This is a genomic window from Ligilactobacillus murinus (assembly GCF_003288115.1).
Lineage (GTDB): Bacteria > Bacillota > Bacilli > Lactobacillales > Lactobacillaceae > Ligilactobacillus > Ligilactobacillus murinus.
In genome coordinates this window covers 15,359-41,811 of record NZ_CP023565.1, presented here as the reverse complement: position 1 = coordinate 41,811, position 26,453 = coordinate 15,359, and the positions used below count along the sequence as shown (strand labels likewise).

The following is a 26,453-nucleotide window of genomic DNA, read 5'->3' as shown; positions in this document are numbered from 1 at the left end:
TTATCGAGTTTTCAAATTTATCATAATTTAACCTAGTTACGTATTGAAACATTATTTTTCTATAAGCTTTTTTTATCATACACTAGTTCCTACTATTTTTTGTGTGCTGTTTACGCCATTTTTCAAAATATCATCTATTAAACATTTTGCTTTCTTTCTTATTCCATACTTATCAATAAATTCAGATACTTTTTTAGCAGCAAATACTGCAGCTAAAGTCCCAACACCAATAGTAAGCCATATAGGTGCTACCCCCACTATAAAAGTAGTAACTCCCACTGCACCCATACTAGCAACAGTTGCCACTCCTGCAGTCACAGCCATATCACCTAGGTCAACTGCTGTACCCCCGATCAGACTCATTGCCCTTGCCTTACCTTTTAACTTATGTTCGTTTGCCATCTTAGTTGATTCATTGAAACCGTCATAGAGCGATAAAGTCTTGCTGGCAATGTTTATTCCTTGGTGTTGCTCAACCTGTCTAAAAGATGCATCTTTATCTGTGTCAATCCATTTCTAGTTGCTAAGCCTTCGCCTATATCAAATTCTTCATCTTTTAACTCCCTAATGTCATTAAAATAAGCAATTTATTTGCTTTTCTTTTTTGATGCAAAAATTGCAGATTTCTCAATGCCTATAGGGCCAAACTCTTTTATTAAGTTACGGCGATAAGTAGTATCTAATATTAGCCAATACGGAATATATTTTAAAGTACCCATCATCGCAAAAGTTATAGCCCCTAGTCCCATCAACATATTATTGTTCAAGAAATAACCTATAGGGATTGTAATCAATGTAACTATACCTACTCCATAAAAAATGTAATGAGAAATTTTATTTATAATCTCTTTTCTATTACCATACCAAGAACTTAAAATCATAGAAATAATATAATATATTATTATCGCTATTATGCTGACAATAATATTTTTCATCGAAATACCTAATTCACTTCCAATAAAAAAGGGGGCTATACACATAGTTAAATAGTTAGAAAACACTTCAACAATTCCAACATATCTAAACCTCGAGTAACAATTCCAAAATACCCTACAGATTAGTAATAGTGCCAAATTTACTGTATAAAAATATAGTAAACACTTAGCTATATTATATTGGTATAAAAATGAAGGTATTTTTCTAGATAATATAGTTAAAATTACTATGAAATCAAATAGCATTGCTATACTATTTTCCCCCTTATTATAAATAAGCACAGTCACAATTTGATATTGTGCTTTTCTAAAAGCCTGTTTCAATTACCTTCCCCCTATATCTCTCTAGAATTAAAATTCAAAAAATCATTCCATTTTTCTTTTACAAATGATTTAAGATCGCTACTCTTTATGCGATCAGATACAACTTTACATGCTATTACAGACGCGACAGCTCCAACACCTATCGTTAACCAAGCAGGTGCTGTTGCTATACCTAAAATCCCAGCACCTGCAACAACTGCACTTGTTCCTAACATACCACCAACAGTTGCCACTCCTGCAGTCACAGCCATATCACCTAGGTCAACTGCTGTGCCCCCGATCAGACTCATTGCCCTTGCCTTACCTTTTAACTTATGTTCGTTTGCCATCTTAGTTGATTCATTGAAACCGTCATAGAGCGATAAAGTCTTGCTGGCAATGTTTATTCCAGGGATAACTCGTCCCAATCCTTTAGCTTTACTAAGATCTTTGAACATTGCTTTAAAATTCAGCTCTTTTAAGGCACTACTCTTGGCTTCTTTAAGATAATCTTTGAGTTTCAAGCTCCCTTTTTGCTGAGGAGCTACGATCTTTTTAGTATCGCTGCGTCATTTGGTCAACATTCCCCTTCAATTGTTCAAATTGTTGGAGATAAGCTTGAAAAGCTTGCCCGCGCCATTCATTTGCTATCGTGTTATTCTCATTTTGTACCCGTCGCATCTGTTGTTGGATCTCTTGAGATGCTTGAATGTAAACTTTTGCCGAAGCCCGTAGTTATTCAGGAGTTACGGAAATTGCGCCCATATGTGGACCCCACCTTTCACTTATTTTTAACACACCAAATAATAACATTATTCTAATTCTAAAACAAGGCAACTATAACCTAAAACCACCTGTTTTTCTAACAATATATCTAAATTTTTTTCATAATATAATTAATTATTTTTATATAGTTTATTCGAAATTAAGAACTCATCCTTTTATACCGTTGATTAAAAAATAATTATATAAATCACTGAAATTTAAGATATTTAACTTCCATTAATGCATAAGTAATATTTTAGTTATGGATTTTCTCATCGCATTTTTTTATTACATTTTTGTTACAAAAAAGCTATGACTTAAGTTTGTAGCTGAAGTACCCCCCCTAAGTTGGACAAAAGAATCTAACTTAGGGGGTTTTACTATGACTAAATTTAGTTTTGAAGTTAAACTTAAAGCTGTTCGAATGTATTTAGCTGGTATTGGTTCATCTACTATTGCCCGAAAATTAGGCATTAGAGAGGCAAAATCTGTTCAGATATGGGTTGCTCGTTATCGAAAATATGGTGTTCAAGGACTAGAGATTCGTTCACCAAAATTTGATTATGATGGTAATTTTAAGCTGAAAGTTTTAAACTGGAGAAAACAACACAAAGCCTCGTATCTACAAACAGCACTCCAATTTGATATTAGTAATCCCGGGACGATCGCTAATTGGCAGAGAAAGCTTAAAGAACGTGGTATTGAGGCCTTGTTTACTAGAAGAGGACGGGCGACTACCAATCATAATCAACAAGCTAGGAAACAGTTATCAGAATTAGAGCGCTTAAAAGCTGGGAATCGGGCTTTGAAAGTGGAGAACGAATATCTAAAAAAACTCGAAGCCTTAGTTCAACGTCACGGACAGTCAAAGAAGAATATCAAATCATCCAAGAACTAAGGCACGAATTCGGGTTTAGCTTAACGGAGATCTTACCATACACCACCATTAAGCGGAGTACGTTCTATTACCAAGCACACCGTCATGAAAATAAAGATGATCAAGAATTACTTCAAGTCATTAAAGACATCAAACAACAGAATCCTGGCTATGGATATCGACCAGTAACCGATGAGCTACACCGCATGGGATCAAAGCTAATCACAAACGAGTTAGCCGTCTGATGCGTGAAAATGGGCTATTGTCACTAATGTATAACCATCAAACCCGTAAATATGGTTCATCGATCGGCCCTCAAGGTAAGAAGGCCATGAATCGGTTAAATCGACGTTTTAACACTGATCGTCCTTATCAGAAAATGGTAACTGATGTGAGTGAGTATCGCTATGGTGATATGAGCCAGGATGAAAGGATTTATCTTTCGCCAATTAAAGACCTCTGTACGGGTGAAATCGTTAGTTATAATATTAGCGATCACCCGACTACTGATTTTGTAATGAAACCATTGATCGAGCTAATTAATAAGCGACCCACGCTTAATTACCGCATGACTGTCCATAGTGACCAAGGCATCCAATATCAAACAAATACATGGCGCCAGACACTAAAGAAGCTCCATATTTTCCAAAGCATGTCACGCTGGGCAACCTGTTTAGACAATGCATCAATGGAGAGCTTCTTTCATACCATGAAAGCTGAATTGTATTATGATCATCATTATCAAACCAAACAAGAAGTGATCAAAGCAATGAAGGAGTGGATCGTATATTACAATCAATATCGAATAAGGCATAAATTAAAAGGCAAGACGCCGATTGAATATCGGAATCTTGCCTTAGGAAAAATTGCCTAAATTAAAGTGTCCAACTTACAGGGTTCACTTCATAAAAAGGCGCTTTTTTACTATCTAAATATCATCTAAAACATAGCCTGATGCACTTAGATGTCCCTTTTCATCTCGCTCAAGATAGATACCTTGGATCTCTGGTTCAAAACCCGGGAATTTTCCCATGGCCCCAAGCAGTACCTTGAAGTATTCAACATCTAAGGCTTGCCATCTTTCACCCGGTGCCACGATAAAGACACCAGGGGGGTACGGTAAGGCGCCTTCAAGCGCGACTTTACCTTCGATCTTATCTAGTGGGACCAACTTGCCTTGCCCACGCATAAAGGCAAGATCAGCTGTGCGTGGTAAACAACTATAGGCTTGAAGCTTTGGCTTGACAAATAATGCTTGTTGTAGATGATAGATCTGTTGTTTCTTAAAATACTCATGCATTTCCTGACATAACTGTCTTAAAGTATAGCCGGCATACCGCTCTTTATTTTGCCGATAAAAACGGGGGAGGGCTTTTTTTAACGGAGCATCTGTCAAATAGAGCTGCTCAAATTCTAATAGAGCTGTCAGCAATGTCTGTAAACTAAGCTCATCTTCACCAGGGGTCAGGAAAAAAAGCGTTGAATAGAGATCAGCTTTGCCCGGTATGATCCGTTTTTCTATTAAAAATTCACCGACTAAGGAGCTCACGATCCCAGTTTCAGTGTATTTTCCTGTCTTTATATCGACTCCAGGAGAGGTGATCGTTAATTTCAAAGGACTGATGATCGCTTCACCTAAAGCAACTTTGTTAAACCCATGCCACGTATCTTTAGGATCAAGTTGCCATAAGCTTAGGTCAGTCGCTAGCTTTTCAGTCGGGATATTTTCCCAGGAAATACCGTTTATTTTGGTGGGAACAAGCGGTTTAAACAGCTTACTTTGATGCAATAGCTTCTTTCTAAATTCGATCCCTTTGACCAGTGTTTCTTCCCACCACGCACGGTTAGCTTGACTAGCTGCCATTGCTGCATTGACCGCTAAAGACGCATAGATCGGATAAGAGTAACTCGTGGTAACATATTTGAGATAGGCATTATTGAAGTGCTTATGATCGATATAACGTTTTTGCCCCTTCAGATGTGCATCTTTTTTCAAGATCTGAGAAGTTTGGGCTACTCCAGCTTGCTGTTTATGCACTGATTGGGTCACTAAGATCCCAGGATCATCTGGACCATATTCTAGACTCAATGGCGATAATTGGCGCATCAGATCGACAAATCGTTCATAGCCTCCCCAAGCACAATCAAATAAAATATAATCACACAATGGCCCGAGTTTTTTAATGAGATAGCGGGCATCATAAAAGACTCCATCATATGTTTCTAGCTGTAAGACCGCTAGTCTAAAAGGTCGTTTAGCTTTAGCATTTTGGGGATCGACCATTGCGATCTGTTGGCGGATATTTTTTTCATCTAGATCCTTTCCTACTAAAGGTCCGATCAAGCCTAAAGGATCTCGATCAGTCTTTAAATAGACCGGTTTAGCACCTGTCATCACAAGGGCACTATTGTAGAGTGATTTATGGTTATTACGATCAAAGAGTACTAGATCGCCCTCGGTCAAAGCTGCGGTCGCACAGATCGTATTTGAGCTGGTAGTCCCATTTGTACAAAAATATACTTTATCGGCGTTAAAAGCTTTAGCAGCTTGCTTTTCAGCTGTCAACGGGGTTCCCCCATGGGTCAAGGTATCGCCTAGCTCAGGGATCGTATCACTAACGTCGGCGTATAAGAAATTATCGCCAAAAAAGTTTTTAAAGACTTCCCCTGCTGGATGACGTGTGTAAAAATTTCCATTATGGTGTCCTGGCGTTGTAAAGCTGACTGCCCTTTCATCGGCAAAATTGATCAGATCTAACAAAAATGCGGGTACATTTTCTTTTTCATAAGCCGTAGCTAACGCAAGTATCCGTCTCATATCAGTGGCAATATTTTCTGCCGTGACCTCAATTAGCGGGAGTTTTAAGCTAGAACGCTGACAGATCGATTCCGCGAGCGCACGTTGTTTGAGATCACCAGCCTCGATCACTATCGCTGCTAATTTAGCTCCTGAAAGCTCAGGAGTCAGTTCTACCGTTGGCCATTTCTTAGCTATGTCTGCCTGCATTTTAGCCGGGGTAGCTATTTTTAGATATTTCTTCATTTTTTCACCTACTCACTTTTTCAAAATAATTCTATATTTTTTCATAAGAAAAAACAAATTTATGGTAGCAATTTCATAACGAATTCTTTAAAATGGAAAAAGTAATTATTTTCATAAAGGAGGAATTCGTGTGCATTCAAACAAGCATCCTGGTGTTAATGCAAAATAAACTCAGATTTTGCATTAATAAAGGAGATAAAATTGAATACTTTAAACCAAAACTCACTCGACCAAAAGAAATATACCCCTTGGCTCGTCTTGACTTTACTTGATTTTGTTACGATCATCAGTTTTGAAAATATCTTTTATCCTTTTCAAAACCAAGGGCTATCGGTAGTTGTCTCTTGGATCTTCATGTTGTTTGTCTATGTCATTCCCTACGAATTGATCGTCAGCCAATTAGGTTTGACCTTCGACCAACAAGCAGGTGGACTTGCTTCGTGGATCAGACGTGGGACTGGCAATGACCTCTTTGGCTACGCTACTTCTTGGATGTATTGGGTCCAAACTATCCCATACTTAGTTGATGTCTCTAACTCGATCATCGTATCCTTTAGTTGGATCATCTTGGGCGATGCTACTTTGAGCAGTCACATGTCCACATTTACTTTTGGCTTACTGACATTTGTTATCATTTTAGCTTTCATTCTTTTGGAAAATATTTTCAAAAACGCCTTAGAGATCCTATCCTTGATCGGTGGGGGCGCAATGTTTATCATGTCGATGCTCTTTGTTTTAATGACAGGTTATGCTTTAACACATGGAGCACATATTGCAACACAACCTTTTGATTGGTCAGCCTTCAAACCTAATTTCAGTCTACATTATTTTTCAACGACTGGTTTATTGATCTTTGCTATGTCAGGGGCTGAACTTGCAGCACCTTACATCAGTCGTATGAAAGATCCTAAACGTGATTTTCCACGTTCCATGTGGCTGCTTGCCTTGATGACTGGAGCATTAACGATCTTTGGGACGCTAGCTTTGGCCGTTTTCTTTGATGCCAATAACATTCCTAACGACTTCAAGATGAACGGACCTTATTACGCTTTTAAACTTTTAAGTCAACAACTTGGCTGGGGCAATAGTTTGATGTATGTCTTTGCCGTTGTCCAATCATTTTTCATGTTGGCTCAACTCGCTGTCTTGATCGATGCTGCTAGCCGCGTCTTTGCTGGCGATGTCAACCAAAAATATATGCCAACTTGGCTCACAAAGACCAACAAAAACGGGCGTCCCGTCCATAGTTATACTCTAACAGCTGGGATCGCCTTAGTACTTTTACTTTTGAGTGGGACTTTACCTGATATCAACTCCATTTATAACTGGTTGCTTAACTTAAATGGGATCGTCTCCCCGTATAAGACCTGTTTAGTCTTTGTTGCGTTCATCGCAGTTAGATGGCAACAGGACAAATTTAGTTCAGACTATATCTTCATCAAAAACCGTACCGGTGCTTTGCTCGTTGGTTTCTGGTGTTTCTTATTCACATTTGTCTGTGCGACAATGGGATTCATTCCACAAAATGCACATTTTGGAACAAAACAATTCACTCATGAATTGATGATGAATTTCTTCTTTGTCTTTTTGATCTTTGGAATGGGCGTTATCTTACCATTCTTACGTAAATTAGAGATCAAACGTAAACAAAAATAAACATAGCGGGCTAAAGATCTACAGCTGATCTCTAGCCCGCTATGTTTATTTTTCATATAGTTCTTTTTTAGCTTCAACGATCCAACGTGCATTTGTATCAAATACATGAGCTTCTAAGATCAGATCAGCTTGTTTTGTTTCTAAAATATACTCACACAGCTTTGAATCAAGTAACATCCCCGTAACTGCGATCGGTAAAGCGACGGCTTTTTTCATTGCTGTTGCATAAGGAACTTGCCAACCTTCATAAATATGGTCTGGCTTTTTATCAAATAGGCCACCAGTCGTGATACTCAAACAATCGATCCCATCACGTTCTAGCCACCGGCCGATAGTTTGCCATTCAGTCAGCTTGTTTTGCTCATCTTCTTTAGCGTAATCATCTAACGACAAGCGGACCCACAATGGCCCTGCGTAAAAGTCTCTGATCTGAGTGATGATCTCTTGTACGAAGCGATAACGCCCTGCAAGCTCAACACCATACTCATCATCACGCCGATTGAGAAGTGGCGAAAAGAATTCATCGATCAAAAAGCCCTCAGCACCCTGAAGCTCGATCAGATCGACTCCAGCTTGCTTAGCCCGCTTAGCTGCAGTTACAAAAGCGCTTTGGATGCGTTTGATCTCAGGCTTACTCAAAGCACTTGGCTCATTGTACTCATCACTGTAGGCCTCGACCAGACTCGGTGCGACTGGTACTGGTTCGGCTTTAGCTTTACGCCCCGCATGTCCAAGTTCGATCCCAACTTTTGTACCTAGACTATGTAAAAAATCGACCAGACGCTTTAGTTCTTTTCCCTGTTCATCGTTCCACAAACCTAAATCATGCTCAGTCGTGCGCCCTCTAGGTTCAACAGCGGTCATCTCAAGGATAACTAACCCAACTTGCTCGACCGCACGTGCTCCATAATGAGCAAAATGCAACGGATTTATGACTCCATCCCCTTTTTGGACACTATACGTCCGCATGGGCGACATCACTATGCGATTCTTTAGATCTAATGACGCTACTTTAGCTGCTGAAAACAGCATCGACATAAGCTTTACACCCTCTTTTGTGAATTATTATCCACCTAAGTTTAACGATAAAAGCTAAATTTGTAAAGATTCTACTCAGCTAAAATTTCTACCATAGAGATAGTAGGTCTCAACCGTCTCTTCGTTGCCTTCATCCCAGTAAAAACGCTTCTCAACTAATTTTTCCAATCCATTATGTTCATAGAATCCATAATCTGAGGAATCATCGGTATATAAATAAAATGATCTGACACCATTTTTTTGTAAATACTCACAAAAATTGTTATATAACTTTTTCCCTAAACCTAGACCACGATATTTTCCATTGACCAATAACAAATTAAGACCCCCCTCAAATTCACGGTTACTTTGAAGGAGTAGTTCTTGATCTAATGCCATCGTTTGAATATATTTTTCAAAGATCGAATCAGGTTCGATCTGCTTTAAGATCGCCCCTAAAGCCGCTGTCTTTTTTCGCAAACAAAAACGCTGGATCTTCGTATAGTCTAAAACATCGCCGGCACAGATCCCTGCAGTTTTCCCATCGACTGTTACCACAACGATATGATCTGATTTTTGCAAAAGATCACTCAAAAAATATTCTGCCATCGGCCAAACTAGGTCTTTAGGGACCCAAGAGCGATAGTCCCAAGTTGTGATCACCATTTTCAAGATCTAATCATAATCACTTGCTTGCATCAGTCTTAAATCAATTTCCATTTTTCACACTCACTTTACTGAAATACACCTAAATTTTAGCGTATTTGAGCCAAAAACAAAAGAGAGACGCAAATAACGCCTCTCTTTTCTAGCTTCTTTTGATCAGATATCTGATATAGTTAGTTGAATTGAGTGCTGTGACCCCAAATGCGATCAAGGCGATCAGCAATAGATCAGGATTTAGACTGCTCAAGCAAAAGCCTCCAAGTGTCACTAGGGTAAATAGTGTGACCACGCCAAAAGTCAGCTGCAAATTTTTGCGATTATAGCGAGCTGCCAGCAAAATTCCCGCATAAAATAACGCTAAACCTATATATAAGCAATTAACAGCCACCTGTTTGTCAAAGTGAGCTTCACCGATAAAACTCAAGGATACTGTGACCAAACTTAACCCAAATAAGATCAAGTAATGTAAGTAGATCAGTAAAACCCCAGTCTCATTTTCGCGCTCTTCGTCAATATAATGATCAAATTGTGTAATATATGTCATAAATAACATACAGACACTACCAAAGATCAAAAGTGAAGCCACGCCAAAAGTTTGTTGCGTAAAATAAGGGGCAATATTGATCAAGGTCTCACCAAAGGTAATGATCGTGATCAACGTTAACCGCTCAAGTAAATGCGGAAAATTGATCGGATGTGCGTGCATGACTTTGGTAAACCGCAATGGTAAGAGCCAACTTGCCAAAATACCAAATAAGGCTAGAAAAACGCCCCACTCGATCTTAAGTAACGGACTCAATAATAAGGCTATGCTTCGGATCCCTAAGATAAACATAAAACTTTGGGCGATCTGTTTATCAGCACTAGTTTTAGTAGTCAAATATACAAAGAAATACTGCAAAAACAGCGTTACCGATAACAGCCCTGTCGCTAAAACAAAGGGTCCAAACCAGGCTCCCAATTGCCCCGCAAAGGTATTTGACATGAACAATAAGAGCGCCATATCGACCATAAAAAAGACAATGTCACGGATCGAATTCTTGCCATACCGATTAGTATAAACCGTTTGGATGAGCCAAGTGTTCAAAAAAACGATCATAACTACCGCAAACATCCCAAAATGACCTAAAAAACTCGCTCCATCTTCGACATGGTGGATCAGACTAGTGGCTTTAGAGATCGCAAAAACAAATACGAGATCATAGAACAATTCAGTCAATTCGACTTTTTTGGGTTTCATTACTTTCCTCCACGTTCATAGTTCAAATTTCCCTGACTGACTAAAGTATCAGCCGTTAGATCTAATAGCTCTTTTTTAGCAACTAGATCAGTAGTTTTCTTGATATATTCTTTAAAATGTGGGGTCTCACGATGTTTGGCATAAGCCTGTTTATCTTGATAGAATTCTAAAAATATCCATTCATCTGGCCTATTTTGGACCGTTGCCGCATACATCGCTAAAACGCCTGGTTCAAGCACGATCGCTTGGTGCATCTCACTAAAGACCGCCGCTTTAAAGGCAGCCGCACTTGCTTTTTCTAATTGTAACTTTGCCAATTTTACCGTTATCTTATCCGGAGTACCTTTACCTAAAAAATCAAATTTTTCTAACAATAATTCCGGTATCAGATCGACCACTTTACGATTGACGATCGCATTTTTAGCAAAAGTCGCGTATTTTTGAAATTGCGGTGAGGCTTGATGTCGTTTTTGCGCCGCAGTGTCTTGGTAGAGCTCAAAAATCAGATTCTCTAGCCCCTTTTCATCGCTATGAGTCGCATGCAGCGCTAGGGTCTGTGGCTCAGTTTTGATCGATAAACTTAAATTTCTCTGGCCTAAAGCCACAAACTCCGCTTTTTTTTCTGGTTTGATCTCAAGTTCATATAATCTAAATAAAGGCGGATATTCCAATTTGGTCACTTCGCATCACCTGCCATTAATTTTTCAAAGTTTAAATACATGATCTGCTCGCGCTCTTTAGACGTCAAATTTGCCTGTTGTAAAGCAGCTGTGATCTCTTTTGTTGGTCCCACTGGCGCGATCCCTAATGGAGCATCCGTTCCAAATAAAACATGGTCACTTCCATAGTATGCCACTGCCAATTCTAAAGCCTTATGATTCCCTAACAATGCAGTGTCTACATAAAACTTCTTAAAAGCTTTTGTCTGCTCAGCTGATAAAATATGCTCGATCCGCTCTGCAAAATACGGGACCATTCCCCCAGCATGGTGCACAATGATCTTTAATTGCGGATACTTGGTAAAAATATCGCTTTGGACTAATTGTAACATTGCTTGCGTCAACTCATATTCCCAACTAAACACGATATTATTATCTGGCTTACGCTCGTCAAAGACTGGATGTAGCCAGATCGGGATCGCTAAAGCAGCCGCTTTTTCAAACACCGGATAAAACGCTGGATCTGCGATGCTTTTTCCTAATGCCCGGGTAAATAATTGGATCCCTAATAATTTGGGCTCTTTTTTTACCTGCTCTAAGATCTCAGCTGTGGCCTCTAAATTGTTCAAAGGGACCATCGCAACAGCCCCAACAAACATTGCTGGATAGCGTTTAACTAGCTCGATCAATTCTTCATTTCCACTTTGACACAACTTTGCCGCCAAAGTGGGATCCGTATAGTCTTCAGGATTCAAATTCACATTTGAAATAACTTGCTTTACTCGCCCATCAAAATGCGCTTGACGGATAGTAAGATCACTTAAGGCTGACATTTTGATAAAAGGATATTTTTGGGGCAATTCTGGCGCTAACTGTAATAATTGCTGATAAAATTTAGGAGGCAAGACATGGGCAAAAACATCAATTGCCGACTTTGACACTCCGATCACTCCTTTTGATTAATATTCTAAATTTTTTCTGTAAAAATCACGGCTAATTCTTAATTTTACTATTCGAGCCTTTCTGCTTTATTATAACAAAATCTTTAACAAAACGGCACTTATATATCACACAAGTTATTTTCAATTTTAAGTTCTAGCAACCTTAATTTCCCTAAATCACTTAAAAAATATACTTTAAATCTTGAGTTAATAGGTTTATAATACATATAATCTTTTTTTAAGAAAAACAGAAATGAGGTGCTATTATGGCAAAAAATGATGAATTACTTCACCAAGAAGCTCGCAGTTTAGCTTCACCATCACGGATCAAATACTTTGATCTCGTGATCGCACAAGGAAACGGCGCCCTCCTGACTGACGCTGATGGCAAAGAATATATCGATCTCTTAGCCTCTGCCTCATCGACCAATACTGGACACTGTCATCCGACCGTGGTCCAAGCGATCACCCAACAGGCTCAAAAGTTGATCCAATATACACCAGCCTATTTTGCTAATCCGATCGCGGCTAAATTGAGTACACGCTTGACCAAGCTCGCACCGATAACGAGGCCTGTCAAGCTAGCCTGGGGAAATTCAGGCTCAGATGCCAATGATGCGATCATTAAATTTGCGCGCGCCTATACTGGGCGGCAATACATCGTAACTTTTACTGGTGCTTACCACGGTTCGACCTATGGCTCACTTACTGCTTCAGGTGTCAGTTTGAATATGACCCGAAAACTCGGGCCCCTGCTTCCAGGGATCATTAAAGTTCCCTATCCTGATCCTTGGCAAAAAGCTCCGCATGAAACAACAGAGCAATTTGTAAACCGCATGTTTGAAGCCTTTAAGCTCCCCTTTGAGACCTATCTTCCTCCCGATGAAGTAGCTTGCATCTTGATCGAACCGATCCAAGGTGATGGTGGGATCATCAAAGCCCCCACAAAATATCTCCAAAAAGTCTATGAATTTGCCCATGAACACAAGATCTTATTTGCCGTCGATGAAGTCAATCAGGGAATGGGACGAACTGGCAAATGGTGGTCGATCCAACAATTTGGGCTTGAACCCGATCTTATGAGTGTCGGTAAATCACTAGCATCTGGTCTTCCACTAAGTGCCGTGATCGGCCGAGCTGAGATCATGGAAGCATTAAAAGCCCCAGCACATGTCTTTACTACCGCAGGAAATCCACTCACTGCTGCAGCTGCTCTAGCCACTATTGAAGTCATCGAAAAAGAAGACCTTTTACACCGCTCAAGAAAACTAGGGCGATCAGCGCTGACCTTTTTCCAACAAGCTCAAGCCAAATACGATTTTATCGGTGATGTCAGAATGTATGGTCTCAATGGTGGGATCGATATCGTTGATCCTAAGACCAAAAAGCCGTCCACTGAAATTGCGACCAAGATCATCCACCGTACCTTTGAACTGGGTGTGATCATGATCAGTTTACGGGGCAATATCTTACGCTTCCAACCCCCGCTTGTGATCACCACAGCACAATTAGACCGCGCCTTTACGATCTTAGACCAAGTCTTTAGCGAAGAAGCAGCGCAAAAATTACGCCTTCCTAAAAATGCCTCAGAACTAGGGTGGTAAAAATTAATATCCAAAAGTTGCCTTAGTGGTTTAAAATGATAAATGTAATTTTAATCGAAAGGACCACAATTATCATGAAATATCGCTTACAGGCATGTTTATTTGTTTTTATCGCTTTTATGCTCGGATGTAATGAGTATATCATCGTCGGGGTCTTGCCAGACATTTCGAGTGAATTTGGTACGGGACTGTCTCAACTTGGGCTATTAGTTACCATTTTTGCACTTGTCTATGCGTTGAGCACCCCGCTTGTAACATCATTTGGCAATCGTTTTTTACGACATCGTGTTTTACTAGCACTGATCTTGATCTTCTTTATCGGTAATACTTGGACTGCTTTAGCCACTAATTTTACTTCGCTTTTATTATCGCGGATCTTGACAGCTAGTGTAGCTGGAGCGATCATTTCGATCGTTTTGGTCATGGCAAACTACATTGCTCCCCGCCATAAACGTGCCAGCCTAGTTTCTTGGGTCTTTGCTGGCTTTAGCTTAGCCTCGATCATCGGGATCCCCCTTGGAACTTTGATCAGTACGACCTTTTCTTGGCACGATAGTTTTTGGCTGATCAGCGCGATCACATTTATCGTCTTATGTCTATTGTTTGGGCTAATTCCTAAAGATACACCACAGTTCAAAGGAACACTCAAACATCAATTTGCGCTCCTCAAAGAAAAGCAAGTACTCCTAGGTGTCACCTTTGTCGTAGCTATATGTGCTGCTGACTATACGATCTATACCTATATCCGCCCGCTTTTCACTAATGAGATGCACTTCAATAATACTTGGCTCAACTGGTTATTGTTTGGCATGGGGATCTTCTTTATCATTGGAAATAAGTTTGGGGGCTATTTAGCCGATAATGGTGGATTAAAGCCATTGCGTTACGTCTATATCACGATGACACTGTTGCTGTTACTTTTAGGCTCTGCCATTAAGCTTCCTTGGCTAGGAGCAGCGACTATCGCTTTACTTTGTGTTTGCTTTGCCAGCTATGGTGCTTCAACTCAGCTCATGTTTTTAGAAATTGCTGAGAAAAAATATCCGCAATCCCTTGATCTAGCATCATCACTTAATTCGATCTTTGCTAATCTAGGGATCTCACTAGGTTCACTTACAGCAGCGCAAACAGTTGAATTTACTTCATTAGCAAATGTAGGTTATATCGGAGCTTTGTATGGGTTCTTAGCTACTGGTTTGACTTTTATCCTTTATCGCGACCTGCTAAGAGAAAATTAAAGCAGTAGGCCAAAAAGCAACTGCGATATAAGTAAAAGGCATCTTCAAATTCCAAATATTGGAATTCTGAAGATGCCTTTATTAATATCTCTGATACAAAAAGCTCTTATGTCACACTTTTTAGTGAAGTGAACCCCCTAAGTTGGACAAAGGAATCTAACTTAGGGGGTTTTACTATGACTAAATTTTCTTTTGAGGATAAGTTGCGGGCTGTAAATATGTATCTAAGAGGATATGGAAGTAACACAGTAGCTAAAGTTTATAAAGTGAAGAATCACTCAAATATCCTTATGTGGGTCAAACGATATCAAAAATATGGTATTGATGGGTTAAAAGTTCGCTACCCTAAATACGATTACGATGGAAATTTTAAGCTCAACGTTTTAAACTGGAGAAAAAGGCATAAGGCTTCCTATCCGGAAACGGCACTTCAGTTTGATATAAGTAATCCTGGGACGATCGCGACTTGGCAACGTAAATTGGATACTAAAGGTGTTGATGCCTTATTTACTAGAAGAGGACGGGCTAAACACATGACGACCAACAATAATAAACAAGCAGAAAAATCAGAATTATCTGAATTAGAACGTTTACGAGCTGAGAATCGTGCTTTACGGGTTGAAAATGAATACTTAAAAAAACTCGATGCCTTGGTTCAGAAGCGCGGACATCGCAAGAAAAATATCAAATCATCCAAGAACTAAGGCAAAAATTTAAATATACATTGGATGAAATACTACCTTACACTAGTCTTAAACGTAGTACATTTTACTATCAAGCCCAACGAATAAACAGGCGAAAAAATAAAGATGAGGAGCTATTAAAGCTTATAAAGGAGGTCAAATCAAAGCACCCGTGTTTTGGTTATCGTACAGTAACACTGAAATTACGATCTCAAGGCATAAAAGTAAATCATAAGCGTGTTAGTCGCATCATGCGAGAAAATGATCTATCAGCGCATATGTATAATAAACAAAGGCGAAAATATAATTCTGCCCTTGGACCACAAGGTAAGAAAGCTAAGAACTTATTACATCGACGTTTTGATACACATTTACCATTTCAAAAAATGGTGACCGACGTAAGTGAATTTAGGTATGGAAATAAGACACAAGAAGAACGTGTCTATCTTTCACCTATCAAAGATCTATGTACAGATGAAATAGTAAGCTATAGTATCAGTAAGCATCCAACAACAGACTTCGTGGTAAAACCGTTGGATGCATTGATAAAACTTAGACCTAAATTAAACTATCGTATGACTCTCCATAGCGATCAAGGTGTCCAATATCAGAGTGTCCAATGGCGAAAGAAGCTAAAAGAAAATAGGATCTTTCAAAGCATGTCTCGTAGGGCAACGTGCTTAGATAATGCACCCATGGAAAGTTTTTTCCACACAATGAAAGTAGAGCTATATCACAATAAAGAATATACAACACAAGAAGAGTTGGTCAAAGCAATGATCAGCTGGATCAGCTATTACAATAACGAACGGATAAAGGTCAAACTAAAAGGCAAGACACCGGTAGAATACCGACATCTTGCCTTAAGAAATATAGTCTAAATAGAGTGTCCAACTTTATGGGTTCACTTCATAGGTGATCTTTTCTACTTATTTTTTTGCTCGTCCTTGAAATAAGCTGCGATCTGTTCGATCTGCTCAGTAGTCGTCGTACAACACCCTCCGATAATATCGGCACCAGCTGTATGCCACTTAGCGATCAACTGGGTAAAAGGCAAGGCGTTATCTGATTTTTGCCAAGTCTTAGTTGTTGGATCGTAGACCGATCCTAGGTTAGGATAAACAATGATTTTTTTAGTTGTCACCTGTCTGATCTTCTTGATCGCCTTTTCGACTAAGTCAGGAGCGACACAATTGACTCCCACTGCAAAAACTTGTGGGTAACTAGCAACTTTTTTGACTGCTTCTTGCAACTTTGTCCCATCACTTAAGGTCTTTTCACCTTGTAAAGTAAAGGAAACGTAGACTGGCAATGTACTTTGCTTTTGTTTCAACCACTCCAAAATAGCTAACGGTTCAGAAAGTTTGGGTTGCGTTTCTAATGCAAGACAATCGGGATCTTGTTTTAAGATCGTTTGTAAACGTGAAACATGAAAATCCAGATACTGCGCTGTATTCAGCAAATAATCGCCCTTATATTCGCTTCCATCAGCCAAATAGGCCCCGTACGGTCCGATCGTAGCAGCAACCACCGCATGTTTCCCCGTTTTAAGCTCGTAATCATCGCGAGCTTTTTTAGCTACTAAAATACCGATCGCTATCAAGGTCTCTGCTTGTTTACGTGAATAACCCAAGCGTTCAAAAGCATAGACATTAGCTTGATAAGTATTAGTCAAGATCATTTGAGCACCAGCCTTTAAATAGGCACTATGGACTTCATAGATTGCTTCGATATCATCGATCAAAGCTTTAGCCGTCCAAAGTTTATTATTAGTAGCGACTCCCCGTTTCTCTAATTCGGTCGACATCGCCCCATCTAAAACATGTAAGTTATTAAAAATTTTTTCTGTCATTAAAAAGCTCCCTTCTAAAATTAAATTCTGTTATAATTGTACTCAATATTTTATCACTTTTATCTTCAAATGTAAGCCTATTATTTAGGAGGGCGATCTTTATGGAATATAAAACACACTTGAACCGTAAAATGCAAGCACGACATATCCAAATGATCTCACTAGGCGGTGTTATTGGAACTGGTCTTTTTTTGAGCTCAGGTTACACCATCCATGAAGCAGGTCCGATCGGGACGATCATTGCTTATCTGATCGGAGCACTTTTAGTCTTTTCAGTTATGCTTTGCTTGAAGAAATTAAGTGTTGCGATGCTTTTCATGTCTATGCCAAACGCTACTTAGGACCTGCAACGGGTTTTTTAGTCGCGATCTTATACTGGTTGACTTGGACGATCGCTTTGGGCTCTGAATTTACAGCTGCTGGTCTAAGCAACCTGACTAAAAATGGTTGGTTTCCTAATGGTTTTGGTGGCGTATTCACTACGATGCTAACGGTTAATTTTGCTTTTTTTGGTACTGAACTTATCGGGATCACTGCAGGCGATGCTAAAGACCCACAAAAAACGATCCCGCAAGCCATCCACACTACCCTTTGGCGTCTGGTTATCTTCTTTATCGGCAGTATCTTCGTCATGTCAGCCTTGATCCCCTACGAAGTGGTAGGCGTGACTCAAAGTCCGTTTGTCTATGTCTTAAAACAACTACACCTGCCTTTTGTCTCTGATCTGATGAACTTTGTTGTCTTGATGGCGATCATTTCAGCTGCTAATTCAGGTCTATATGCTTCGACTAGAATGCTTTGGTCATTAGGAAATGAGCAAACGCTCCCCGCCACCTTTACTAAGACTTCTAAAAATGGCGTTCCAGTGATCGCCCTTTGCACTAGCATGTTAGGCGCGATCTTAGCCTTGATCTCAAGCGTTGTAGCTGCAGATACTGTCTATTTGGTCTTAGTCTCGCTCTCTGGTTTAGCCGTCGTTATCGTCTGAATGACGATCGCTTTATCACAGCTCAAATTTCGAAAGGCTTTTTTAGCCAGTGGTCATCAACTCTCGGAATTAAAATATAAAACACCACTTTTCCCCTTTGTTCCGTGGTTTGCCTTTAGCTTAAGCGGGGCCTCTTGTCTTTTGATCTGGTTTGATCCGACTCAAAGGATCGCTTTATACTGGACTATTCCCTTTGTCATTTGTTGTTATCTTGCGCACTATCTTTTCAAAAAAAGAAAATAACTAAAATATAGCTCACCTTATTGCAAAGTGAGCTATTTTATATTGCCTAGCTATTTTTTTATAAGATCTGCTCAAGTTCTAGTAGTGCCTGTTTGCGCTCAAGACCACCGGCATAGCCATGCAAACTGCCATCACTTGCCAAGACGCGGTGACACGGAATAAAAATACTTAAGGGATTATGTGCTACAGCCCCCCCAACAGCTCTTGGGTGTGAAGCTAATTTGTTTGCTAGCTCTTGGTAGGTCACCGTAGTTCCATAAGGGATCGCTCGTAGTTGGTTTAATACCCGTTGCCTAAACGGCGTAACTTTGGGGGCTAAGGTAAGCTCTGTGGTCGGGAGCTGACCATTAAAATACTCTGTTAGCCATGTGCTAGCTTGTTTTAATGCTGGTGTCTCGATAGTTGCGATTTTTTCGAGTGAAAGCTCAGGCGCAAAATATTTTTGATCAGTAAACCAAGATCCCACAAGTTCAGTTTCGGTCCCAACTAACAGTAATTCTCCTAGTGGCGTAGAAAAGCTCTGCTTAAAATACATACCTTCACCTGCTTGCTTTTTCTTTAATATAGACCGTGACTGTGGCATAAATCTATATGCCCCTGTAACTCATACTCTTGTCTAGTGCTAGTCACTTAGATTCTCCCCATTAGTTGCGATCACTTTTTTATACCAATAAAAGGAATCCTTACGGTAACGCTTTAAAGTTTTGAGATCAAATTCGTCTCGATCGACATAGATGAAACCATAGCGTTTCTTGATCCCTTCATGCGTTGAGATCAAGTCGATCGCCGACCATGGATTATAGCCTAACATCTCAACTCCATCTGAGATCGCTTCTTTGATCTGAACAATGTGTTCGCGCAAGTAAACGATCCGATATGGGTCATGGACTTTTCCATCGGCAGTTAATTCATCATAAGCCCCGATCCCATTTTCCGTGACCAATAATGGAAGTTGGTAGCGATCATATAAAGCACGCATGGTCGCTCTAAAGCCAACTGGATCGATCTCCCAACCAAACTCGGTCTTTTTCAAATTTTGATTTTGTACACTGCGGTAATATCCTGGTTCAGACATTGCGGATTGTTGATCAGCAAATTTATCAGCGATCTGTTCACTACCATCACTTGCTTCGACGGTAAACGACGTATAGTAATTGAAAGCGATAAAATCAGGTTTGGCTACTTTTAAAACTTCAGCATCTCCAGGTGCAAAAGTTGGGGTCGCATCTTTAGCTTCTAAATACGCCCAAACCAAGTTATTGTAGCGCCCATAAACAGCCATATCTAAATACAACCAGTTACGGATCGCATTGGCATTTTGTTCAGCGATGATATCTTCTGGGCGGTTACTGTTAGGGTAAGCCAACGCGATATTTGGAGCCGGACCGATCTTTGCTTTTGGCAACATCTCATGACATAGTTGCATCGCTTTTGCTTGAGCGACCAATTGATGGTGATTTTGTTGATAGATCTCCTTAGTCAAGTTCGTTGTTGCTTCTGGCACACGCAAGGTACCGATCAGTGGTCCCACCAGAGTCATCATATTTTGCTCATTGATCGTCAACCAATATTTGACCCGATCACCGTAATTTTCAAAGAGAACTCGGGCAAATTCCTTAAACCATTCAGAAGAGCTAGCATTGCTCCAAGAGCCTTTTTCTTCCAAAGCTGCCGGCATGTCGAAATGAAACATCGTGATGATCGGTTCGATACCATATTTCAAACATTCATCGATCAAATTATTATAAAATTCGATTCCCTTAGGATTAACTTTTCCGATCCCATCTGGTAAGACCCGTGACCATGAGATCGAGAAGCGATATGCTTTAAAACCCATCTCGGCCATCAAGGCAATATCTTCTTTGTAACGATGATAATGATCGACTGAGACTGTTAGATCAGCGGTCCCTGGTGGTAATTTTTTAGTATCTTGAAAAGATGGTCCTTTGCCATCTTCTAAACTGGCACCCTCAACTTGGTAGGCCGAAGTTGAAGCGCCCCATAAGAAATCTTTGGGAAACGGTTTCAATGTTTGGTGGATCATTTGCATAGGCCCCTTTCTTAGGTTATGTATAATTGTTTGGGTACACTTATATATTAAATTGTTCCCAAACATTTTGTCAAGCGTTTTCATTGTGCTATACTAAAAGCAAAGTAGGTGAGACTATGTTAAAACATCAAGCGATCGCTGCTAAACTAAAAAATTATATCGAAGAACACGACCTGCCACATGGCGCAAAGCTTCCCAATCTGACAACTTTGATGGAGCTTTATGGGACGAGTAAAAATACGATGATGCAAGCGCTCAAAAATCTTGAAAATTCTCATGTCGTTTATCAAGTTCAAGGCAGTGGGATCTTTGTTAGACGGCGCCAACGTGAAGCGTATACTCCACTGTTCCAAAATACGGCTGGTTTTTTTGGTAATTTCCATGAACATATCAAACATCAAGTCTTAGCATTTGAGAAAATCTTAGCACCACCTGACGTCGCACAAAATCTCAAAGTGACTTCTAAAGACTCGGTCTATCGGATCTTGCGTCTGCAAATATTGGATGGCGCTCCGTTTTGTCTGGAGGAATCTTTTTATGTTGTAGCGCTAGTAGGTGAGCTTCCCAAAAGCGTCGCCAGTACTTCGATCTTTAGTTACCTTCGCCAACAAGGACTAAAGATCGGCTTTTCTGATAAATACTTTGATAGTGTATTATTGGATGAAAAACAAGCTAAAGCACTTGAGCTACCACCTAACAGTCCAGCTTTAAGACTCGAAGATATCTATTATCTAAACGATGGGCAGATCTTTGATTATTCACGGACCTATTGCCAAGCTAAATTCTTCGCTCAATCAAATTGACCAGCACATTGTGGCTACCACAAATGTGCTGGTTCTTTTGGTTGATCATAATTATATGGACAGCAACATTTCTGCAGATTAGCCATTTTTTCTGCAGATTAAAATTCTAAACAAATCCCATATTATCAAGCTTCCATTGAAGTATTTCTGCAGATTAGCCATTTTTTCTGCAGATTAATTTATCTCTTTCGTGATTCTTAAATCTGCTGCTCTTTGTTTGATCGTAGCAACTTTTTGTTCCAGAGTTCTATTTAGTCGATATCGTGTGCTTCTTCCTGCCCCTTCCTCTAAAACATAGTCTGCGGTAATTAATTTTTCTAAAGACTTTGTTGCATAATGTCTTGAAAGACCTGTTTCAGCCTGAAGTTCTTTTTTTGAAAGAGAACCATCTATCTTTGATAAAGCTTTTAGAACTTGCTTTTCATTTTCATCGATTCCTTCAATACTTTCTGCAAAATCTACAGTCCAAATTCTTAATTTTGTCTTCTGTATAAATGAGTTTATTAGTCCTATCCTTACTCATAATGAGCAAATATCAGTTAATGTCTGTAAAAAATATCCTAAAAAATACTCCCCACATTTCTGCAGGAAGTGTTGTGAAAATATCCATATTAGCTTACCCATTTACTTGAACTAGCCTAATTACCTGTGCATCATTTTATTTCTTTCCATGATAGTGTCTAAAAAATAGCGAAACGGAACACCATAAACAGAATACGACAAAAAGCAAAAGAGATATTACCATAAAATACAGTAAACTAACATCACGATCACTACTAAGCCAGGTCATAAATGGAATTAGTATAATGTCTAATAGTATAAATTTCTTGCCTTTAACGCCTTCATTAACACCTCCAGCTAGCCACCATTTCCATAATTTTCTCATAGTAGATCACTCCTACCTTATCACTTGAAGTTCCTTCTACGCCTCTATGGTAACACTCATATAAAATGATCACTTAAATATTCAAATCTCGCACTTTTCTACTCATATTCGGTCATACAACGATCTGCAAACATAGCTTGGAAAAAATATAAGAAGCTCTGTAAAAACAGCTTGAGCCATTCTCACAAAGCTTCTCTAAAAAATGTTTACTCTTTACTAAGAATAGCCACATTCCTTGTACTAGCATAATTATCCGTGCATCTTTCTAGTGATCCCCATAACATTGTCTAAAAAATAGAGCAAAGGAGCAGCAAATGTTAGACAAAGCGCAACAAAAAGCAACATCTGAGGCGTTGTCACAAAGTGTAGGAAACTAACCTCACGGCCACTGTCAAGCCAAAGACCAAATGGAACACCTACGGCTTCTAATAAGGGAAAGATCACATAGCGTTTCTTACCTTTAATGCCTCCAGCTAGCCACCAATTCCATAATTTTTTCATAGTAGATCACTCCTTACATTATTCACTTAAAGTTTCATCTACGTCCCCATAATAACTCCAATATGAAACGGATCACTAAAATATTCAAATTTCGCACTTTTCTATCCCTATCTGGTACTGTAAAATTATCCATCTCTATAGATATCACTAAAACATCACAAGCTTTATTTAGCCGATCTATGTAATTACTCATACTTAATGAAATTATCCAATTATGAACTTCTAAAAAAGATACCTTTCCTCCAAGATATGCTTAAAACATTGACACAGCAAAATATTAGCTACTCGTAATTCTTATAGTTTAAATGATTTTTTACAGTCACTCTATAGGCATTCATTGGAACTAATTTTTAGTTTCTCATGAGCCAAATATATTTCCATAGAAAAAGCTAAGCCTTTAAAAGTTTATAATAATAACCTTTTTTTGCCAGTAATTCACTGTGACTACCTTCTTCCACAATTTCACCACTATCTAACACTAAGATCCTATCAGCTTTCTTTGCGATCGATAATCTATGAACTACAAAAATTATGGTCTTATCCTTCATCCCTATCAACTGTTCAATTATTTTTTTCTCAGTAATAGTATCCAAAGAGCTTGTAGATTCATCAAAAATCAAGACCTCAGCTGGTGATAATAGCGCTCTTGCGATCGTAATTCTTTGCTTTTGCCCCTCTGATAAAATACTAGCATTTTCATCTAATTTAGTATTTAATCCTAGAGGCATATTTTCTATATCATTTTTTATCATTGCAACTTCACACGCTCTATTGATGTCTTTTAGAGTCACCCCTTCTCTTCCCCCTAATTTCAGATTCTCTTCAATTGTTCCAGAAAATACGTATGGGATCTGTGGTACATAGTTTATATAACTACGTAAACTCTTTTTACTTATACTGTTACTTGGATATCCATTAAATTCTAACTTACCTGAAGTTGGATCAAAAAATTTAACTAGCATTTTGACTAATGTAGACTTCCCAGAGCCACTCATCCCTACAATAGCCAACTTTTCGCCAAATTTTATAGTTGTACTAACATTATTTAATACATTTTTCCCATATCCATATTGATATTTTATCCCTGATAATGTTATATCACCTAATAATTTTTGAGTAGTATAGTTAAAATTTTCATCCCTAAATTCACTTTTGACCAAATAAACTTCATTCATTCGAGTATATGCAACTTTAGCACTTTGCAACTTTGGCTGAAGATTTATAATATTCTGTAGTGGATCAATAAAATATGATAGTAATGCAACAAAAGTCAATAACTGTCCAACAGATAACTGGTTTTGAATAACTAGTTTAGCGCCTACCCACAAAACGATCACATTCAAGATCTGTTGAATAAAGATTTTCAATGCTTGTTGTAAAGAATCGCTTTTTATATAGCTAAGTGATTTATTTAAATAATCAAAGAATTGCTCACTTACTATATTAAAACGAACGGTTTCACTATTACATGCCTTGATCGTTTCTATACCTTGTATATCTTCGATGACTGACGAACTTAGTATTGCATTACTCTCCATTTGATGCTTATTTAATTTTTCAAATTTTTTAGCAAAAGTCATAATAACAATGATATATATTGGAAGAGCAGTCAGTGTTATAACAAATAACCTAATACTTTGAAAAAATAAGGTCACCCCAATAATAATAACTATACTAGCATCTAGTCCAATGGAAACTACCATACTGGCTAAAGCATCTATTATTTTACTAGCATCTGTAAACCTTGAAACGATCTCGCCCGTCTTTCTTGTCGAAAAAAATTCCAATGGTAGCTCAAAAATATGTTTAATGTACTCTAAAATAATATCAGTCGACAATTTTTGCCCCAAAATAGCTAATAAAAAATCTCTACTATATACAAAAATCGAATTGCACACATATGCCACTATTAATCCCATCACGACAATATCTAGCATCTGTTCCATGCCATTGGGTATATAGTTATCTATTAATACTTGAAAAAAATATGACCCCAAAATACTTATTATTGTTGTTAACATGGCAACTATCACAATACTGATGATCAATTTTATATTTTTAAACGTTCTTGGAAAAAGAGATAACAAATTACTCTTAGTTTCTTTGATAGGGCTATACTTACTACCAGGTTTCATAAAAAGTGTTACACCTGTCCACTCTGCTTCAAAATCAGCATATCTTAATTTAACTATTCCTTTTTCTGGATCAGGATCAGCAATAATTATATGATCAGATGTTGCTTTTAACACCACATAATAATGCAATATTGTTTTTTCTTTGACTACATGGACAATAAATGGATAAGTAACATCTTGCATATCAAACAAGGTCATGTCAGCTTTAATAGCCTGTGTTTCCAAGCCTAATTTCTGTGCTGCATTTATAATTCCAAATGCAGTAGTTCCTTCAATATTTGTTTTAGCTAAATTTCGTAGATATGCTAAAGATACTTCTGATCCATAATAACGCAGTATCATGGCTAATGAAGCCACACCACAATCAGATTCGTCAATTTGTGATATATACATCTTTTTATATTTACTCGACATAGATACTCCTCATATATTTCTATTTTTCCGTATTCTATCACTGCTTAAATTTTTCAGAGTATTTATTCCGTTTTTGTCAGTTTCTATTCTTATCTGACAAATATAATAATGCCTAAGCTTTACTTCACTGACCTAATATCAAAATCTTTTGCCACTTCACTACCGTTTTTTCACATTATATTTATTGATCAACTTTTCAATTTTTCTTGAATTTCTTCTAGGAAACACCTCGATATACCCGTCTTTAAATTTTACGGTCCGTAACTTTAGATCGATCTCAACGATGTTGTCTGGATTGGCTAAACATGATTGTGAGATCTTTTCTAAAAATTCATTTTCATCATCGATCTTCTTTATATTCCCCAAGAATTCACCCTCACTATCGAGCGTGACGATCTTTAATTTATGTGAATGTTCTGTGGTAACAATATAGAGAATATCTCGTATATTTTGATTGATAAGTCTCCGTCCCATTTTATAGCTAAAAGTCTGTTCTCTTACAGTATGTAGCTCTCTAATACGTTTTATCGCTAAAAATAATGCTTCATTTAAACGTTTTTGGTCAAGCTCCGTCTTAGTTATAAAATCCACAGCCCCTATCCTGCGCCGATAAGTCATTGCTGCAAAATTTTCATAAGCTGTAATAAAAATGATCTGTGCATTTGGATCTTTACTTTTGATAAATTCAGCCAGATCTATACCATTTTGACCATCGGCTTTACCTAGATCGATATCCAAAAAATATACTCCACTGTCTATGTACGTATTATTCAAATAATTTACAACTTCTTGATAGCTAGTAGTCACTAATACTACTTCACAGGTTTTATCCTTACTATCAGGCGAATCTTCCAAAGACCAAACAGCTCTATTTACAAAACCATGTAAATTTTTTAACTGAACTTGATCATTTTCACAAACCACTATCCCATAAGTTTCCATAAATTTATCCTC

26 protein-coding genes and 1 pseudogene are annotated in these 26,453 nt (G+C 38.4%); 9 read left to right on the top strand and 18 right to left on the bottom strand.

Features of this window, described 5'->3' with window-relative positions; all coding sequences use genetic code 11:
• Nucleotides 1-75: 75 nt before the first annotated feature.
• The 4 genes from CPS94_RS00235 to CPS94_RS11510 all read right to left on the bottom strand — a co-directional run bounded on the left by CPS94_RS00235 (nucleotide 76) and on the right by CPS94_RS11510 (nucleotide 1,919).
• Nucleotides 76-402, bottom strand: a complete 327-nt coding sequence (locus CPS94_RS00235; protein WP_112286306.1) for a hypothetical protein — start codon at nucleotides 400-402, stop codon at nucleotides 76-78.
• A 185-nt stretch (nucleotides 403-587) separates the two neighbouring features.
• Nucleotides 588-1,259 (bottom strand): hypothetical protein, encoded by a 672-nt coding sequence (locus tag CPS94_RS00230; RefSeq protein ID WP_112193122.1) that lies wholly within the window; start codon nucleotides 1,257-1,259, stop codon nucleotides 588-590.
• Between the two features lie 11 nt (nucleotides 1,260-1,270).
• Nucleotides 1,271-1,762 (bottom strand): hypothetical protein, encoded by a 492-nt coding sequence (locus tag CPS94_RS00225; protein ID WP_112193124.1) that lies wholly within the window; start codon nucleotides 1,760-1,762, stop codon nucleotides 1,271-1,273.
• A 31-nt stretch (nucleotides 1,763-1,793) separates the two neighbouring features.
• Entirely contained in the window at nucleotides 1,794-1,919 is a 126-nt protein-coding gene (locus tag CPS94_RS11510) for a WXG100 family type VII secretion target (protein WP_238145357.1), read from the bottom strand.
• Between the two features lie 466 nt (nucleotides 1,920-2,385).
• Between CPS94_RS11510 and CPS94_RS00215 the strand changes: the two genes are divergently transcribed.
• Together CPS94_RS00215 and CPS94_RS00210 are read left to right on the top strand one after the other, a co-directional pair.
• On the top strand, nucleotides 2,386-2,901 hold the full coding sequence (locus CPS94_RS00215) for a helix-turn-helix domain-containing protein (RefSeq protein ID WP_112193126.1): 516 nt from the start codon (nucleotides 2,386-2,388) through the stop codon (nucleotides 2,899-2,901).
• Nucleotides 2,902-3,124: 223 nt separating this feature from the next.
• Nucleotides 3,125-3,754, top strand: a complete 630-nt coding sequence (locus CPS94_RS00210; protein WP_112193128.1) for an IS3 family transposase — start codon at nucleotides 3,125-3,127, stop codon at nucleotides 3,752-3,754.
• Nucleotides 3,755-3,808: 54 nt separating this feature from the next.
• Here CPS94_RS00210 and CPS94_RS00205 read toward each other — a convergent pair whose 3' ends face one another.
• A complete protein-coding gene (locus tag CPS94_RS00205; protein ID WP_112193130.1) occupies nucleotides 3,809-5,923 on the bottom strand; it encodes a putative ornithine decarboxylase in 2,115 nt (704 codons plus the stop codon).
• Nucleotides 5,924-6,124: 201 nt separating this feature from the next.
• Between CPS94_RS00205 and CPS94_RS00200 the strand changes: the two genes are divergently transcribed.
• A complete protein-coding gene (locus CPS94_RS00200) occupies nucleotides 6,125-7,579 on the top strand; it encodes an APC family permease (RefSeq protein WP_004051241.1) in 1,455 nt (484 codons plus the stop codon).
• A 45-nt stretch (nucleotides 7,580-7,624) separates the two neighbouring features.
• On the opposite strand, the gene CPS94_RS00195 is transcribed toward CPS94_RS00200, so the two are convergent.
• The 5 genes from CPS94_RS00195 to CPS94_RS00175 all read right to left on the bottom strand — a co-directional run bounded on the left by CPS94_RS00195 (nucleotide 7,625) and on the right by CPS94_RS00175 (nucleotide 12,102).
• Nucleotides 7,625-8,617 (bottom strand): oxidoreductase, encoded by a 993-nt coding sequence (locus tag CPS94_RS00195; RefSeq protein ID WP_004051243.1) that lies wholly within the window; start codon nucleotides 8,615-8,617, stop codon nucleotides 7,625-7,627.
• A gap of 75 nt (nucleotides 8,618-8,692) precedes the next feature.
• A complete protein-coding gene (locus tag CPS94_RS00190) occupies nucleotides 8,693-9,262 on the bottom strand; it encodes a GNAT family N-acetyltransferase (protein ID WP_238145356.1) in 570 nt (189 codons plus the stop codon).
• A gap of 142 nt (nucleotides 9,263-9,404) precedes the next feature.
• Nucleotides 9,405-10,502, bottom strand: coding sequence for a low temperature requirement protein A (locus CPS94_RS00185; protein ID WP_112193136.1), 1,098 nt, complete (start codon nucleotides 10,500-10,502; stop codon nucleotides 9,405-9,407).
• Nucleotides 10,502-11,182, bottom strand: a complete 681-nt coding sequence (locus tag CPS94_RS00180; RefSeq protein WP_112193138.1) for a putative quinol monooxygenase — start codon at nucleotides 11,180-11,182, stop codon at nucleotides 10,502-10,504. The genes CPS94_RS00185 and CPS94_RS00180 overlap by 1 nt, the downstream gene beginning before the upstream one ends.
• Nucleotides 11,179-12,102: an amidohydrolase family protein gene (locus CPS94_RS00175; RefSeq protein WP_112193140.1), complete on the bottom strand. Its 924-nt coding sequence runs from the start codon at nucleotides 12,100-12,102 to the stop codon at nucleotides 11,179-11,181. Before CPS94_RS00175 ends, CPS94_RS00180 begins: the two co-directional genes overlap by 4 nt.
• Nucleotides 12,103-12,368: 266 nt before the next feature.
• Here CPS94_RS00175 and CPS94_RS00170 point away from each other — a divergent pair, with 266 nt between their 5' ends.
• The 4 genes from CPS94_RS00170 to CPS94_RS00155 all read left to right on the top strand — a co-directional run bounded on the left by CPS94_RS00170 (nucleotide 12,369) and on the right by CPS94_RS00155 (nucleotide 16,508).
• Nucleotides 12,369-13,706, top strand: coding sequence for an aspartate aminotransferase family protein (locus tag CPS94_RS00170; RefSeq protein ID WP_112193142.1), 1,338 nt, complete (start codon nucleotides 12,369-12,371; stop codon nucleotides 13,704-13,706).
• Nucleotides 13,707-13,780: 74 nt separating this feature from the next.
• Nucleotides 13,781-14,944, top strand: coding sequence for an MFS transporter (locus CPS94_RS00165; protein WP_112193144.1), 1,164 nt, complete (start codon nucleotides 13,781-13,783; stop codon nucleotides 14,942-14,944).
• Between the two features lie 176 nt (nucleotides 14,945-15,120).
• The gene (locus tag CPS94_RS00160; protein WP_004047940.1) at nucleotides 15,121-15,648 is read left to right on the top strand and encodes a helix-turn-helix domain-containing protein; all 528 of its coding nucleotides are present in this window, start codon (nucleotides 15,121-15,123) and stop codon (nucleotides 15,646-15,648) included.
• Nucleotides 15,573-16,508, top strand: coding sequence for an IS3 family transposase (locus CPS94_RS00155; RefSeq protein ID WP_112193146.1), 936 nt, complete (start codon nucleotides 15,573-15,575; stop codon nucleotides 16,506-16,508). The genes CPS94_RS00160 and CPS94_RS00155 overlap by 76 nt, the downstream gene beginning before the upstream one ends.
• A 44-nt stretch (nucleotides 16,509-16,552) precedes the next feature.
• Here CPS94_RS00155 and mmuM read toward each other — a convergent pair whose 3' ends face one another.
• Nucleotides 16,553-17,479 carry a homocysteine S-methyltransferase gene (gene mmuM, locus CPS94_RS00150; protein WP_112193148.1) on the bottom strand — a complete coding sequence of 309 codons (927 nt, stop codon included), beginning with the start codon at nucleotides 17,477-17,479 and terminating at the stop codon, nucleotides 16,553-16,555.
• Between the two features lie 101 nt (nucleotides 17,480-17,580).
• On the opposite strand from mmuM, the pseudogene CPS94_RS00145 reads away from it, so the two are divergent.
• Nucleotides 17,581-18,710: pseudogene (locus tag CPS94_RS00145) on the top strand (amino acid permease).
• A 58-nt stretch (nucleotides 18,711-18,768) separates the two neighbouring features.
• Here CPS94_RS00145 and CPS94_RS00140 read toward each other — a convergent pair.
• The gene (locus CPS94_RS00140) at nucleotides 18,769-19,245 is read right to left on the bottom strand and encodes a methylated-DNA--[protein]-cysteine S-methyltransferase (protein ID WP_112195883.1); all 477 of its coding nucleotides are present in this window, start codon (nucleotides 19,243-19,245) and stop codon (nucleotides 18,769-18,771) included.
• Nucleotides 19,246-19,332: 87 nt separating this feature from the next.
• Nucleotides 19,333-20,754 carry a glycoside hydrolase family 1 protein gene (locus CPS94_RS00135; protein ID WP_112193150.1) on the bottom strand — a complete coding sequence of 474 codons (1,422 nt, stop codon included), beginning with the start codon at nucleotides 20,752-20,754 and terminating at the stop codon, nucleotides 19,333-19,335.
• A 122-nt stretch (nucleotides 20,755-20,876) separates the two neighbouring features.
• Between CPS94_RS00135 and CPS94_RS00130 the strand changes: the two genes are divergently transcribed.
• On the top strand, nucleotides 20,877-21,563 hold the full coding sequence (locus tag CPS94_RS00130; RefSeq protein ID WP_056958175.1) for a GntR family transcriptional regulator: 687 nt from the start codon (nucleotides 20,877-20,879) through the stop codon (nucleotides 21,561-21,563).
• 174 nt (nucleotides 21,564-21,737) lie between these two features.
• Here the strand turns inward: CPS94_RS00130 and CPS94_RS11770 are convergent, their stop codons facing one another.
• The 5 genes from CPS94_RS11770 to CPS94_RS00105 form a co-directional block, all read right to left on the bottom strand.
• Complete coding sequence (locus CPS94_RS11770; RefSeq protein WP_407936384.1) at nucleotides 21,738-21,956, bottom strand: hypothetical protein; 219 nt, start codon at nucleotides 21,954-21,956, stop codon at nucleotides 21,738-21,740.
• Between the two features lie 265 nt (nucleotides 21,957-22,221).
• A complete protein-coding gene (locus CPS94_RS00120) occupies nucleotides 22,222-22,449 on the bottom strand; it encodes a bacteriocin (protein ID WP_112193152.1) in 228 nt (75 codons plus the stop codon).
• A 249-nt stretch (nucleotides 22,450-22,698) separates the two neighbouring features.
• Complete coding sequence (locus tag CPS94_RS00115) at nucleotides 22,699-22,950, bottom strand: DUF5976 family putative bacteriocin (RefSeq protein ID WP_112193154.1); 252 nt, start codon at nucleotides 22,948-22,950, stop codon at nucleotides 22,699-22,701.
• A gap of 389 nt (nucleotides 22,951-23,339) precedes the next feature.
• The gene (locus tag CPS94_RS00110; RefSeq protein WP_112193156.1) at nucleotides 23,340-25,499 is read right to left on the bottom strand and encodes a peptide cleavage/export ABC transporter; all 2,160 of its coding nucleotides are present in this window, start codon (nucleotides 25,497-25,499) and stop codon (nucleotides 23,340-23,342) included.
• Between the two features lie 159 nt (nucleotides 25,500-25,658).
• The gene (locus CPS94_RS00105; RefSeq protein ID WP_112193159.1) at nucleotides 25,659-26,441 is read right to left on the bottom strand and encodes a LytR/AlgR family response regulator transcription factor; all 783 of its coding nucleotides are present in this window, start codon (nucleotides 26,439-26,441) and stop codon (nucleotides 25,659-25,661) included.
• Between the last annotated feature and the right edge of the window lie 12 nt (nucleotides 26,442-26,453).